Origin of the sequence: Chryseobacterium sp. JV558 (genome assembly GCF_033712365.1) — a bacterium.
Classification (GTDB): domain Bacteria; phylum Bacteroidota; class Bacteroidia; order Flavobacteriales; family Weeksellaceae; genus Chryseobacterium.
Genome location: NZ_WJHU01000003.1, coordinates 434,537 through 449,074 on the forward strand (window position 1 = coordinate 434,537; position 14,538 = coordinate 449,074).

The 14,538-nt window shown below is 35.9% G+C and carries 15 protein-coding genes; 5 read left to right on the forward strand and 10 right to left on the reverse strand.

Translation table 11 applies throughout. From position 1 onward, the window contains the following. Positions 1–38: 38 nt before the first annotated feature. Positions 39–965, reverse strand: coding sequence for a DUF3078 domain-containing protein (locus GFU89_RS12870; protein WP_318847503.1), 927 nt, complete (start codon positions 963–965; stop codon positions 39–41). Positions 966–1,212: 247 nt separating this feature from the next. Between GFU89_RS12870 and GFU89_RS12875 the strand changes: the two genes are divergently transcribed. From GFU89_RS12875 to GFU89_RS12890, 4 genes are all read left to right on the forward strand, one after another. After that, complete coding sequence (locus GFU89_RS12875; RefSeq protein ID WP_318847504.1) at positions 1,213–1,980, forward strand: rhomboid family intramembrane serine protease; 768 nt, start codon at positions 1,213–1,215, stop codon at positions 1,978–1,980. 35 nt (positions 1,981–2,015) lie between these two features. Beyond that, entirely contained in the window at positions 2,016–3,125 is a 1,110-nt protein-coding gene (gene dprA, locus GFU89_RS12880; protein WP_318847505.1) for a DNA-processing protein DprA, read from the forward strand. A gap of 190 nt (positions 3,126–3,315) precedes the next feature. Next, the gene (gene gdhA, locus GFU89_RS12885; RefSeq protein ID WP_318847506.1) at positions 3,316–4,674 is read left to right on the forward strand and encodes an NADP-specific glutamate dehydrogenase; all 1,359 of its coding nucleotides are present in this window, start codon (positions 3,316–3,318) and stop codon (positions 4,672–4,674) included. A gap of 131 nt (positions 4,675–4,805) precedes the next feature. Next, complete coding sequence (locus GFU89_RS12890) at positions 4,806–5,174, forward strand: DUF1801 domain-containing protein (RefSeq protein ID WP_318847507.1); 369 nt, start codon at positions 4,806–4,808, stop codon at positions 5,172–5,174. Positions 5,175–5,217: 43 nt separating this feature from the next. On the opposite strand, the gene GFU89_RS12895 is transcribed toward GFU89_RS12890, so the two are convergent. From GFU89_RS12895 to GFU89_RS12910, 4 genes are all read right to left on the reverse strand, one after another. Continuing rightward, positions 5,218–5,520 (reverse strand): hypothetical protein, encoded by a 303-nt coding sequence (locus GFU89_RS12895; RefSeq protein ID WP_318847508.1) that lies wholly within the window; start codon positions 5,518–5,520, stop codon positions 5,218–5,220. 224 nt (positions 5,521–5,744) lie between these two features. Then, positions 5,745–6,233: a YkgJ family cysteine cluster protein gene (locus GFU89_RS12900; protein ID WP_318847509.1), complete on the reverse strand. Its 489-nt coding sequence runs from the start codon at positions 6,231–6,233 to the stop codon at positions 5,745–5,747. After that, a complete protein-coding gene (locus GFU89_RS12905) occupies positions 6,234–7,205 on the reverse strand; it encodes an ion channel (protein WP_318847510.1) in 972 nt (323 codons plus the stop codon). It abuts the gene before it with no gap. Between the two features lie 239 nt (positions 7,206–7,444). Beyond that, positions 7,445–8,434 (reverse strand): hypothetical protein, encoded by a 990-nt coding sequence (locus GFU89_RS12910; RefSeq protein ID WP_318847511.1) that lies wholly within the window; start codon positions 8,432–8,434, stop codon positions 7,445–7,447. Between the two features lie 200 nt (positions 8,435–8,634). On the opposite strand from GFU89_RS12910, the gene GFU89_RS12915 reads away from it, so the two are divergent. Then, positions 8,635–9,015, forward strand: coding sequence for a group III truncated hemoglobin (locus GFU89_RS12915; protein ID WP_318847512.1), 381 nt, complete (start codon positions 8,635–8,637; stop codon positions 9,013–9,015). 62 nt (positions 9,016–9,077) lie between these two features. Here the strand turns inward: GFU89_RS12915 and GFU89_RS12920 are convergent, their stop codons facing one another. From GFU89_RS12920 to GFU89_RS12940, 5 genes are all read right to left on the reverse strand, one after another. Further along, positions 9,078–10,148 (reverse strand): ionic transporter y4hA, encoded by a 1,071-nt coding sequence (locus tag GFU89_RS12920; protein ID WP_318847513.1) that lies wholly within the window; start codon positions 10,146–10,148, stop codon positions 9,078–9,080. Between the two features lie 66 nt (positions 10,149–10,214). Then, positions 10,215–10,553, reverse strand: a complete 339-nt coding sequence (locus tag GFU89_RS12925) for a DUF6122 family protein (protein ID WP_318847514.1) — start codon at positions 10,551–10,553, stop codon at positions 10,215–10,217. A 28-nt stretch (positions 10,554–10,581) separates the two neighbouring features. Next, positions 10,582–11,820 (reverse strand): hypothetical protein, encoded by a 1,239-nt coding sequence (locus tag GFU89_RS12930; RefSeq protein ID WP_318847515.1) that lies wholly within the window; start codon positions 11,818–11,820, stop codon positions 10,582–10,584. After that, on the reverse strand, positions 11,821–13,839 hold the full coding sequence (locus GFU89_RS12935) for a hypothetical protein (protein WP_318847516.1): 2,019 nt from the start codon (positions 13,837–13,839) through the stop codon (positions 11,821–11,823). Between the two features lie 17 nt (positions 13,840–13,856). Next, positions 13,857–14,525, reverse strand: coding sequence for a hypothetical protein (locus GFU89_RS12940; protein ID WP_318847517.1), 669 nt, complete (start codon positions 14,523–14,525; stop codon positions 13,857–13,859). Between the last annotated feature and the right edge of the window lie 13 nt (positions 14,526–14,538).

Below are 14,538 nucleotides of genomic sequence, written 5' to 3' on the forward strand. Positions count from 1 at the left end.
TCTGAAGCGTTTTTCTATTAAAATTGATGTATTCTATACTATTTTTTAATCCACCATTGACTGTCCTTACGTTCAGAACGTTTCACACCATTATCTATGGTATAAGCGAATCCGATTCCAAGGGTTTGTTTCATCTGTGTTTTTTCGATCTGATTGTGATCGTACAATAAATCTAATGTCACATTGGATGAGATATACTTGTTTACTTTCAGGTTCAATAGTGCTCCATACGCAAGAACCAGTCTATCCGGACGGTCAAGATAATTTGAAAAGACAGAAGCAGTATTCGTTAAATAAATATCTTCCATTATTTTCAGCTTATAAATTGCCGTTCCCAGAAAACCAAACTGTAATAATGAAGAATCACCATCACTTTTCAAACCATAACTTCCTGCCGTCTGAAGATCTTTATCCAATACAAAAGTCCATCTGGCGTTGGTAGGACGTAAAGTGACTGTAAGATCATCATTAGGTCTGTACGTGATACCCATACCGACATTCACGTAACCTGGTGCCATAAAATTCGATATTTTCTTTGCCTCAGGATTATTCCCATCTTCATACCCTGCAGCAAACTGGGACTGCAGCCCTGCTCCACCAGAGAAATACCAGCTTTTTGAAAATTTCCGTCCGTAGTTGGTAGAAACATTGATAACATCCTGGGTTTTCCTTATTCCCAATCCTTTGGTATCATTCTGTCCATACCCCAGAATAATGATATTCTCCCACAGATCGTTGTCTTTTTCATACGTCAGGTTATAATTGATCCCGGCAAGCCATCCTACGTTGTTGGCTCCCCCTCCTACCCAGTTTGAAAAGGCAGCCTGGTTGATCATTAATGTGTTTTTTCCAATCACTGACCAGTATTTTACTGTGTCCACCACAACCGAATCTTTCTTCAATTCTTCTTGTGCACTTGCATAAATCCCTATAAAAAAGGAAAGAATCAATAAAAACTTCTTCATTACTCAAATAATTTTCACTGCAAAAGTATTAATATAATTTTTTTTAAAGGCAAATTCAGCTTTAAAGAATCCTGTTTCATTAAAGTTTAATTACCTAACAATAAGATATCTCTATAAAATCAATGCCAAAATAATAAGTCTGAAAAATATTTGATACCTTTTGTCTTAAAATCAGGTGAGTAGAAATTGATTCATCGACAAATTTTCCGAAATTTACCATTGGCTTTTGATTTGACGTAAAATCATCATGTTTAAAAATGCAATTTCCAAAAGAGCGATTATATACCCATTGCTGATGCTTTCTGCGATGTGGCTCGGGTATTTTTTACAAATGCAGGGCTTTTTCCAAAGCTGCTTTGGAGCGATTATTCCGCTTTTGCCTGAAGGGCTTCTCGGTATAATTACCTCTCCTCTTTTGCATGGAAATATAGATCATATTATAGGAAACTCTATTCCGATAGCTGCACTTATGTTTTTGCTCTATCAGTTTTACCCTTTGGTAGCAAACAAAGTTTTTATTATCGGCTGGCTGGCAACAGGCCTTTTGGTATGGCTTCTTCCTCCTATCGACATTCTTTCCGGCGAATATATGTATACATGTACAATAGGAGCCAGTGGTGTAGTCTATGTACTTGCGTTCTTCCTTTTCTTCAGCGGGGTATTCAAATGGAATACAAAACTTCTGACTATTTCAATGCTTGTTGTGCTGTATTATGGAAGTTTAGTCTGGGGAATGCTGCCGGAAGAGCTGTTCTATAATATGCAGGAACCAAGTAAAATTTCGTGGCAGGCCCATCTTTCCGGAGCTGTAGTTGGAAGTATTATTGCCTTTGCTTTTAAAAATGTTGGGGAAAAGAAGAAAAAATTCATTTGGGAATTCCCTAATTATTATAGTGAAAAAGATGATAAATTGTGGCAGGAATACAAGGAAAATCATCCCGAAGATTTTATGGAACTTCCTTACAAAAAAAGAGATGATATCTGGGATCATTTGGATCAATTGAGGAAGAGATAAAAACTTATTTTCACTACATTTGAAAAAAAACACACATGATTTCCGAAGAATACCTTTACGCAATCGCCCTCCGCGAGTGCAGCCAGATTGGCGACATTCATTTTCATAAACTTGTCCGTACTTTTGGAAGTGCTCAGGAAGCATGGAAAAGAGCAAAGAAAGAATATAAAAAACTGGAAGGCATAGGGCAAAAAACAGTTTCAGATATTGGAAGTAACAATCATTTGGAATTCGCAGAAGAAGAATTAAATTTTTGCGAAAAGAATAATATTCAAATCAGATTAAAACATCTTAATGAAACCCCTCTCCTCCTCAATGAATGCAATGATGCACCCGCTATTCTTTATCAAAAAGGGAATATTGAAGATGCTGTTTCAAAAGTAAGTATTGTTGGAACCAGAAATATGACGTCTTATGGCAGACAGTTTATTGAAGATTTTTTTGAGACTTCACAATCTTCAAAGTATGTATCAGTAAGTGGTCTCGCTTTAGGAGTTGACAAAGAGGTTCATGAACAGTCTATTCGTCATCAGAAACCAACCGTAGCAGTCCTTGCACATGGTTTTCAATATTTATATCCGGCAAAAAACAGGAAACTTTCTGAGAAAATTCTTCAGGAAGGAGGTGCATTAATCACAGAATTCAGTTCTTCTAAAAAACCGGACCGTGAAAACTTTATCCAGAGAAACAGAATTGTGGCGGGAATATCTCCGGCAACTATTGTGGTGGAAACCGCTTTTGGAGGTGGCTCTGTAAGTACAGCCGCTTTTGCCAATGATTATAATCGCGACGTCTTTGCCCTTCCCGGAAAAATTACAGATATCTGCAGTCAGGGATGTAATCAACTGATTTTCCATAACAAAGCGACAGCCATTTCTACCCTAAAAGATCTTATCAGCATGCTGGGATTTAATGGTCCTAAAGAAAAAATTGAAGAGTTATTTCCTTATAGTGAGACTACAATACAATTATCTGATAATCAGAATTTAATATACCAATCTATTAAAGACCAACCTCAGATTTCTTTGGATGATCTGGCTCAGAAGGTTGAGGTTCCCACTCACAAAATATTGCCAATAATTTTGGAATTGGAACTTTTAGGGAAAGTAAAATCATTTTCCGGGAGGCAATTTATCGTAATTTAAGATTTAACGATTTCTTAATATTGCATTATTTCACACATAACATTTCATTTTTAATAAAATTTGAACACAAATTATCAATTTAATAATATTACGAAACATTATTATTTAATTTTTAACAATGTTGAAATACAGTGTTGTGAATCTTGAAAAAAAAATTAAATTTGTTGACAATAATATTCAACCTTAATATATGGAACAATATAATATTGACCAGAAAATCCAAGAGTTTATTGCAAAAATTGAAGCAAAAAATCCTAACGAACCGGAGTTCTTACAGGCTGTAAAAGAAGTTGCCGTAACCGTAATTCCATTCATTGCTACTAAAAAAGAATACACCGGAATGAAGCTGCTTGAAAGAATGGCTGAAGCTGAAAGAATTATTATTTTCAGAGTTCCATGGGTTGATGATAAAGGAGAAATTCAGGTTAATAGAGGTTTCAGAATTCAGATGAACTCTGCTATTGGACCATACAAAGGAGGAATCCGTTTCCACCCTACTGTAAACTTATCAGTTCTTAAGTTCTTAGCTTTCGAACAAGTGTTCAAAAACTCTTTGACAACTCTTCCAATGGGAGGTGGTAAAGGAGGTTCAGATTTCGATCCGCAAGGAAAATCTGATATGGAAGTAATGCGTTTCTGCCAGGCTTTCATGACAGAATTGTGCAAGCACATTGGTCCTGAAACAGATGTACCTGCAGGAGACATTGGTGTTGGAGCAAGAGAAATCGGATATTTATTCGGACAGTACAAGAAAATCAGAAATGAGTTTACCGGAGTTCTTACAGGAAAAGGTCTTGCTTATGGAGGTTCATTAATCCGTCCTGAAGCTACAGGATATGGTGTAGTATACTTTGCTGAGCAGATGCTTAAGACTATCGGACAGAACTTCGAAGGTAAAACAGTAACGGTATCAGGTTTCGGAAACGTAGCTTGGGGAGTTATCAAAAAAGCAACTGAATTAGGTGCTAAAGTAGTAACCATCTCTGGTCCTGACGGATACATCTACGATAAAGATGGTATCAGCGGAGAAAAGATCGATTATTTATTAGAACTTAGATCTTCAGGAAACAACAGAGCTGAAGATTATGCTAAAAAATATCCATCTGCTGAATTCCACGCTGGAAAACGTCCTTGGGATATTAAGTGTGATGTTGCTTTCCCTTCTGCAACTCAAAACGAATTAGATTTAGATGATGCAAGAAAACTAGTTGAAAACGGATGTGTTTGTGTAACTGAAGCGGCTAACATGCCTTCTACATTAGATGCAATCAACTATTTCTTAGATAATAAAGTATTATTCTCTCCTGGTAAAGCTTCCAACGCTGGAGGAGTTGCTACATCAGGATTAGAAATGACTCAGAACTCTATCCGTCTTAACTGGACTTCTGAAGAAGTTGATGCAAGATTAAAGGAAATCATGATCGGTATCCACAAAGCTTGTAGAGACTACGGAAAAGACGAAGACGGTTATGTAAACTACGTAAAAGGTGCAAATATTGCCGGCTTCGTAAAAGTAGCAGAAGCAATGTTGGCTCAAGGAGTTGTGTAACAGAAAAAAATAAAGGTTGGGAAAAATTCCCGACCTTTTTTGATATAGCCTGTTCCCGGGATAATGGGAAAAAAGTAAAAAGTGAAAGGAGAAAGCGCTGCTATATGCAGCGCTTTTTTTATTTTTATATCATGATAAACACTTTTAAAAATATTGATGAATATTTTCTTCTGTTCCCAATAGAAGTACAGCAAAAACTGCTTGACTTGAGACAAGCCATCCATTCACAGGTTCCTGACTTGGAAGAGTATATTGGATACCAGATGCCAGCTTTCAGGTATAAAGGAAAACCTTTGGTTTATTTTGCCGCGTATAAAAAACACATTGGCTTTTATCCCGGGGCAGAAGGGATCCGTAATTTTGAAAAAGATTTTGAGGAAAGAAAATATACATTTTCCAAAGGAGCTGTACAGTTTCCTATTTCAGATGACCTTCCGTTAGAGTTGGTCAATAAGATTGTCCGGTTCAAAGTAGAGGAAATTGAACAGAAAAAATCCTGAAATACAAGATTTCAGGATTCCGACTAGTGTTTGCTAAAGTACTTTACTTTTTCTTCTTTTTGTCTTTCTTCTCTTCTTTAGGCGCATCTGCAGGTTTAGTCGCATCTGTAGGTGTTGTACTTACAGCTGGGTCAGTTGCAGGAGCAGTTTCCATTGTGGTAGCAGGTGATTTTTCCTGTTGAGTCTTGGAATCCGAAGGACTTGTAGTCTGTGTATTCGGTTGTTGTGTTTGAGTTGTCGTTGGGTTATTAGTAGAAGTATCGGCTGGCTTTTGTGGTGTTGATTGTGCTGATACTGCGATTACTCCGACTAATGTAAACGCTGCCGTTAAAAATAACTTTTTCATAATGTAATATTTAAATGATTGTTTAACTTAAACGAAGCATCATTTATAAAATTATATGCAATAAGCTTATTTAACGTACTTTATAATTATTTAAGAGGAATTTGCAAAAAATAATTCTAATGAATTTGGCTGAAGGAACGAAGCTTGAAGCTTGAAGTTTATCATAGTTGAACCATCATTTCTTGGTGTAAAAACCACCTTCTCCCAAGCTCTATCCGTGAAACCTACTTCGCTATGTTCTTCATCATTTTTTCTACAAATTCAAAGGCGGCTGGACAGATCACTGTATTTTTCAGCATCAGATTATTAATCTGGTAGATCTTTTTCCGGTCTGTATGAGGATATTCCCGGCAGGCTTTGGGCCTTACTTCATAGATAGAACAGGTATTATCACTATTCAGGAAATAGCAGGGAAGATTCTGCAGTACTTTATCATTGTCTTCATCTACTCTCAAGAACTTGGCTTCAAAATCTGCAGACTTCATACGGAGATGCTTGGCAATACGCTCAATATCCTTTTCTGTATACAAAGGGCCGGTTGTTTTGCAACAATTGGCGCATTGTAAACAGTCTATTTCATCAAAAACTTCATCGTGGGTTTCCTGTACCACATAATCAAGGTTTTTGGGCGGTTTTTTCTTTAATCCATCCAGAAATTTCTTGTGTTCCTTCTGCTTTTGTATTGCTTGTTTTTTATAAAAATCTAAATCCATTTATTCATTATTTCCAGTTGAATCCGGAAGATCTTCTTTCTTATATTCATTTATTTTATCCAGATCCAGAACCGTGGTAAGATTTTCCTTGCTTGGATAATACATGGGAACAAATTTAGCCCCATATACAATTTCCCTTGTGGTGTAAGAAGACCGCTGAACTACTGTATTGGAAAATACTTCATCAAATGCACGTACCTGCACAATAAGCTCGAGATCGGTATTTTTAAAATCCTCTTCTGAAAAGCCATAAAACGGGGAGTTTTCATCTATTTTATGCACTACAGTCCAGTTAAGAGCCAGCGTATTAATCTTACTCATCTGAATATTAAGCCTGTAAAAATTACTTTTTGCAATTCCATTTTCTATCACTTCAATGGCGACAGATACAATGACGTCTGCATCCGTCAATGCATTATTCTTATACGGAGCCAGCCTGAACATTAATGCTGAGGATTCCTGAAAAGGGGCAATAACTGCTATATCAGAAAATCTTAGATATGCTCTCGGTCTTGAAAATCTTCCATAAAAAAGCCCCGTTGCAATGGCAAAGGTAAGCAATCCCAGAAAAGCCTCAAAAGTAGCCACAAGACTTGCCAAAAAACCCACAGGCGCTATTCTTCCATATCCTACAGTTGTAAATGTCTGGGAACTGAAGAAAAAAACGTCAATAAATTCATTCAAGGGATCACTTTTATCAATTCCGGTAAGATGCTCTACACCAATCAGATAATAGATCATTGCAAAAACAAGATTGATCAGAATATAAGCTATAACCAGATAAGAGATAAAGCGAAACGAGGAAAGATTCAGCATGGTATGATACCAGCTTAACCTGTTAAAAACATTCACCCCTCTTCTCTGAACATTCGGAAGGCCGTCTTTATTGATAAATCTTCCGGAGGCATTCGTTCCGAATCCACTGTTCTCCGCGTTTTTCTGACGGATCTTTTTTCTGAATCCTCCTGTCATTTTTTAATCATTTTGACTGTGTTATATTATGATTTCCCTTTGCAAATACGCTGATAATGATCAACTCTTTTCCTCTGTTTTATATTATTTAAAAAAGCAAAGTTATGTTTTTTAGTAATCATTCGGATAACAGATTTTTTTCCATATCCTTTTATGATGTTTTTACTTAAAATAACACCTACAAAAACAGCAGAAGATTTTGAACCTCTGCTGTTTGTACAATATTTACTAAAATGGTTTTATATAGTTTGTGCAGGAGATTCCATCACCGTAACACTTACATTGCTGACCGATTTCACAGTCCCGGATTCTCCATGTATAGTAGAAAGAAAATCAGGGAAGTTTTCGATAGGAAAAGCCCAGTAATAATGCCCATTAACCGGAGAAGGAAAGTTGGCCTGCAATCTCCCATTCAACTTCATAGGGACAAAGTATTCTACAGAAGATCCTTTTAATTTCGTCAGGATAGAAATGGTCTTTTTAGAGTGTGCCGGAACGGTAGTCTTGTAGGTACTGGTTTCTGTAATTTCTTCAGAATTTTCTGTACCTTCCGTTGTATCTCCTCCCACCACAACTTTAGTGCTTGCGGAAGTTTTTGCAACCAGCGGAATATCAACAGATACGGATGCAGCTACCTCAAATGACCCTGAGACTGTACGTTTCCACGAAGTTGAATATCCTTTTTTGTAAGAATAAGACACCGTAATTTCGCTTTCACGATCTCCGTTATTAATAGCTTCCGTAGTATAAGCATTATCCGGTAAATCTACTCCGTCAGTTTTTATTGTCACTTGAGGGGTGCCTAAAACAATAGAAACATTCGGATTGGGGGCTGTATTCCGGGTATCTCCATCTACAGAAAGATCAGGATTAAATATAATTCCATCCGGAACCTGGCCGGCGTAGGCAAAAACATTTTTTAACCTCGTTTTTTCTCCGGAAAAGCTGATATCATATCCCATATCTTTCAAATGGTTAGCCTTGAAAGAGATTTCGCCCTCTTCATTGGCTGATCTGTTTACACTCAGATTATTATGATCTAACAGTTTAAACTCATCTACAATTTTCCACCCTTTCTGCAGCATCTCAGCTTCTGTCAGCTGTACTTTCTTTACTTCAGAAGAATTTACCTTTTCTGAATCATCATTCATTACATTCACTTCATCTCTTGAACATGATACCGAAAACATCAATAAGAGAAACCAAAAAGAATTGATTTTTTTAATCATTTTAATAATTTTTTAGTGTTTAATAATTAAATTTACAAAATTCAAGTTCTTTTAAGTCATTTTTTTGCGAATTAATCAAATTTTAATTTTTCTTAATCTTTCTTCTTATTATCTGGTATTTTACTCTAAAATGCTGTTTATATGAAATTTATCAATTTTCCGACTGAAATTGTTTACATGATTTATACTAACTTTGAGCTATGAAAAAGCTTGAATCAAGAGAAGATATTGAACACCTCGTTAACGCATTTTATACAAAGGTCATTAAGGATGAAACCATAGGATTCTTCTTTAATGATGTCGCTAAGGTAGATTGGGATAAACATCTTCCTAAAATGTATTCTTTCTGGGAATCTATTCTTTTCGGGCAGATGTCTTATAAAGGAAATCCAATGGGCGTTCATTTCCCGATTAATGAGATACAGGCCATGGAACAGAAACATTTTGACCGATGGCTTGAGCTTTGGCGTACTACCATTGAAGAAAACTTCGTAGGAGAAAACGCAGATATGGCCATCTACAAATCCGAAAATATAGCAAAACTAATGGCTTTCAAGATGGAATTGTCAAGAAGACTTTAGTGAGTTACGGGATACTGGATGCGAGATCCTGAGAATCTATTTTAATCAGGTTTCCTTCTTATTTAAGGAACGATTACCGTAAAGATATATGCAGCCAGGTTGACTAATAAAACGGTCCCATAAAGAACATTTGTTTTACCACGGCTTAATGAAAGCATTACGATAAAAACAGATAAAGAAAGCAGAATAATATCTTTTTTATCCAAACCAAGTACCAGTGGAATATCATACATGATACACACTGCTGACACTGCAGGAATCGTTAATCCGATACTTGCCAGTGCAGAACCTAATGCCAGATTCAAGCTGGACTGAATCTGATTGGCTCTTGCAGCACGGATTGCGGCTACTCCTTCAGGAAGAAGAACAACGGCTGCAATAATGACCCCTACCAAAGATTTGGGAGCTCCCAGACTTTGTACCATTCCTTCTATTGTATCAGATAATCCTTTTGCCATAAGCACTACAATAACAAGGCAAACCACCAGAAAACCAAAACTGATAAGCGTTTTTGCCAATGAGGGGATATAATGTTCATCCGGGTGTTCATCTGGAACGATAAAGTAGCTTCTGTGACGAACGGTCTGTACCATCAGAAAAATCCCATAAATGACAAGGCAGGCAATGGATATAAAGATAAGCTGAGCTTCGTTATAGAAAGGTCCGTTAACACTTGAAGTAAAATTGGGAAGAACAAGGGTAAGTACAAGGATTGAAACAATACTCACCAGATAAGTAGTTGCTGAAGTTCTTGCAAAGAACTGCTCATGATATTTAACGCCACCTACAAGAATACATATTCCCAGAATTCCGTTAAGAATAAGCATTACAGCGGCAAAAACTGTATCTCTGGCCAGCGTGATCGCCTGATCTCCGCCGGCCACCATCAGTGAGATGATAAGCGCGACTTCAATAATGGTGATACAAAGAGCCAGAATAATGGTTCCGAAAGGCTCCCCTACTTTATGAGCAACTACTTCCGCATGGTGTACTGCCGACAACACACTTCCAATCAATAAAATTCCTGCAAGAATATCATAAAGCACTCCCGCTCCCATCAGTCCGGAAAAGTAGTACCCTACTGCAAGAAGAGGAAAAATATAGGTATAATGTAAAAATTCTTTAGGTCTCATAAAGTGACTACAAAATACAAAAAATCTATGAAAATTTCAATATCAAAAGAAAATATTAATAATATTTTAATGAGGCCAGAAGTTAAAGTCCTGATAATCTGTCAACATATGAAACAGAAGCCCAATTCCTATAATTCTGATATTTCCTTTAAAGAACAGCATCAAAAAATACACCGCAATGGCATAATAAGAATGTAAGAAGTGAAAACCTATACTTCCTCTTGACGGATCAAAAATAGGATTGGCAAAAAGATGGTCCAGATCTACCAGCATCGTAGCAAGAAGAATAAAATAAGCCTTCTTCCAGTTTTTACGATAAAAAATCAATGCAATAAAGACCGGAAAAACGAGATGCAAAAAATAATGAGTAAAGGTTTTGAGCAATGCGATGTCTGATGGAGCCATTAATGAATAATTTATTCGGTTTCTAAAGTTACCACCGTAAAATTAAGGGTAATTCTCCGTTTTTTGCTTTTATTTTTACCCAATAATTCTGTGACTTATTTCCATACAACACATAATCTATGTCTGAAATGATTCTTTTTTCAGTCTGACCAAGCGTTTTCAGAGAAGAATACAGCAGAGCACTGTTTCTGATGAAGATGTAGTTTTCTTTTGAACGTGGTGACAGTGATATTGGCTTTCTGGTTGAGTGTATTACTACTCCACTGTTATTCTGACTGATTGTATTGGGTTGGAAAGGAATTGCTGTAAATTGATTTTCACTGTTGACCCATTTTTTAGACTGGAAATACTCCAAGGTTTTTTTTGAATCATTACTTTGAATATCAATAATATAATTAGGCTGCGTTATTTTTTGAAAGGCCTTTTTTTCAACTTCATTGAAATTATCATCATATTCATAACTGATAATCGTGTCATTGACCTGTTCAAGATCTGCCGTTGCTTTAAGGTAAACAGCTTGTGAGGAATCTGCAATGCTTTTATTGAAAAAACGGCTAAAATTCCTGATGTTTTCTTTGTCTAATTCCAGATCAAGAAAGTGATTTCCCGTCTGGAGTTTTGAAGCAATAGAACTAAGAATTTCCGGAGTTGAATTGTTTTTTATTTCAATTTCATCATCATTCAATTCAATAGAAAAATTTTGAATTTTCTGTCCTGAAATGAAAGAAATACTCCCTGATGTATTATGAATAAACTTATCGGCATCCCAAACAGGAGTTTCAGAAGTCTGAAGAAGTTTTTTTTGAATGTTTTCAAAAGCCAGATCTGAGGTTCCAGCAATACAATGATCTCCATTGATCATGATAAACATCTGATCCTTCTGAAAACGGTTGTTTCCTTTATCTACAAAGTTCTGTTTTTTTAAAAAAGCAATGAACTTTTGAGAATCTTTAAGCTCTAAAACACTGTACCATTCGGAAAACTTTGTGTCTTTAATATGGAAAATCTGCAGGAAATCCGGAATTCTGATTCCTGAATCTTTCAGTGAGCCTGTACTTTTGCCTTTAGACTTCCTTCCGGACCAATGCGAAGGATGTGTTGCCAGACTGAAGAGATATTGTCCCGTTAGTTTCTTGATATCCATTAAAACTACCGCGTCTGCATTTTCAGGAATATATCTAAGGTTCTTATTTTTATGAAAAACCACAAAATATACTGCAACTGCGAGCAATAAAACTAACGGGACAATAATCTTCTTTTTATTCATCTATAAAATTTGTGGCTTCTCTTCTGTTTCTTTTGTTTTAAAAACCTGATCGAATACATCAAAGAAATACATTAAACTATTTTCTGAAGAATCTTTAATATTATAATTCATTTCAGTCTGAATGCTTTCTCCTTTCACCTCTGTTTTATAATATAATTCCCCTACATTTTTTCTGATCGCATCCAGGGCTTTTCTCTCTTTAGGGCTCTTGAATTCTTTATCTAAACCTGTTAAAAGCTTTTGGATATCCAATCTTCCTGACAAAGGATATTTTGCAGAATCTTTCGCCCATTTTCTGGAAACATCAGATTGGTTTATGGATAAAATATTGTCAGCAGAACTCATCAGATATACAACTCCATCTTTTACTGTAAAGAACAGCTGATCAATATATCCTCCGTCCTTTTCGTCTTTAAAGGTGTAAAGGTTCCCTTTTTTAGAGAATCTCTTAGCCAGTTTTTTATTGGTAGTCAATAGATCAAAAATACGGTTCCAGTAACCCTCATTTTCTGTTGCAAATGCAAAAGTAAAGTTAGGAACAGCAATATCTTTGGTTTTCTTTACTTCTTTTTCGTTGAAATCGGCATCGTATTCGTAATCGGTGTATTCTACTTTTTTAGATTTTAATTCATTCAAAACAAAAATTCCGTTTCCTGGTGCTATTTTGGTAATGGCTTCTTCATCCAGGACAATTTTCATGGTTTCCATAATGAGTTCCATTTCTTTTTTGTACTCATTTTCTCCGGAATCCTGAAGCAAGCTGTACATCATATCAAAGCATTTGGCACCATTCACGTTCATTGCATAGTAACCAACGCTTTTTTCATTGATCAGTTCCAGCAGCTTTTTATTTTTCTTTCCTTTGTAAATAGCTGAGATATTCTTTTGAATATCAGCGTTTTTATGTTGATAATTATTAACAAGTCTTACTTTATCTTTATCAAAATACAGATTGTAAGAGTAGTTGGAGTTGTACATGTTCTTAAAGAACTGTCCATAACTATAGAATTTCGTCATCTTGCCATAGATTCCTTCATTCACAATTCTCCCATAGTCTGTGTAGACAAAAACATCAGAATTGGAATCTCTGAATGACAGCATTTCTTTAGGAACTTCAATTTCCAGATTTGAACTGAAGTATTGATCAAAATGATCTTCAGCATTCTTTTTAACGATCTTGAAGTTTTCTCTGCGGATAGAATCCTGTTCTTTCTTGTAAGATGTCTCTTCTTCCTCATCATACGCTGCTTCAGGCATTTCTTCACCATTTTCAGAGTTTTCAGCACTTTCCTTCTCTTCAGGATATTTATGGTGTTTCTGAAGGTATTTGATATCTTTTTGAATTCTTGCAATCTCGTTGTTGTTATCTTTGATGCTTTCTTTCAAATACTTGATATCATCTTTAAGGTTTTTGATTTCCTCTTTATAATCAAAAGGTTTTTCCGGCTCATCAGTATAAGCACTATCTCCGGCATCAGCATAAGCCGTGTCTACAACCGCAACGGCAGTACTGTCTGCAACTGCTTCGGTTGCCCAAAGATCCTTATAAGGTTTGGTATAGCTTATCATCCTAAGAACCGCACGGCTTCCGTTCCAGCCAACAAAAATATCATCATCGATATCTACGTAGGAATAGTTCTTTTTATTAGAAACTTCCTGTCCTTTCTTCTTGACAGAATTAATGAATTCCTGAAACTTCTCCTTATTATCAATGATAAAATGAGTATTGTAGGCCTTAATAGAGTCATTAAAGCTTGCATAATGGTATTGAACGGCGTCGTACTTGATTCCGGTTTTTGAATAATCTGTCCACGAAAGGGTTTCTTTATTCTTTTTGCTCAGCTCATGCAGCAAAGGGTTCAGTTTATTCCAGTTGATTTTGTTATTAAGCTGTTTCCCGTTGACTTCCATATAAAATACGGCATCCGTAGGGATTTTCATACTATTCTGGGCAAAAACCAGTGTAAAACCAAAGAGTACAAAAATAATTTTTTGTGTTTTTAATAAGATAGATTTCATGACTATAGTTTAGAAATTTATTGGAAAAGGATTGTGTTTTGTATTTGTTTTTTCTGAAGAATCAAATCCAGAATATCAGCCTCCAGTTTAAGTGCTTTTTTATTGGGAGAAAGCACATAAGTATTGTTTGTTTGTGATTTCACCGTACTCTCGAACTGCATAATGGAAGTATATCTGGCATCATTAAAAACTTCCTTATCTGCCTTGCTCATCTTGTCGTAATCTGTTTTGAATGTATTGACTTTATTTCTTGTCAATGTCTTTTTTTCCAGATTCTGACTGTAAATTTGGGTAGGAATCATTTTACCCAATATGTTCTGAGCTTTAAGTTTTTCCAGGCCGGCATTGATATTTTCAATTTTTTTGAAATTACAGCTCAATTTGATGATATAATTATCAAAATCCATGGCTGTTTTCACATTGCTGATTCCGGGAGTTCCTTTGAAAATTTTTGCTGCTTCATTGATTTTGTTTTCAATATCAGTCTTTTTGGGAACTTTTTTACCATTGATGGTTTCCATTTTGGAGATTGAAGCCAGCCTTGTCTTGCTTTTGCTGCCATTCAAAATAATCGTATACTCTCCTGTACCGTCAGCCTTTACATTCACTTTATCAAGAATGTCGAAACAACTTGTCAGGAACATCAAAGGGATACATAAAAGAAATAATTTGAGAAAATTTTTCATGATTGGTTTTAAA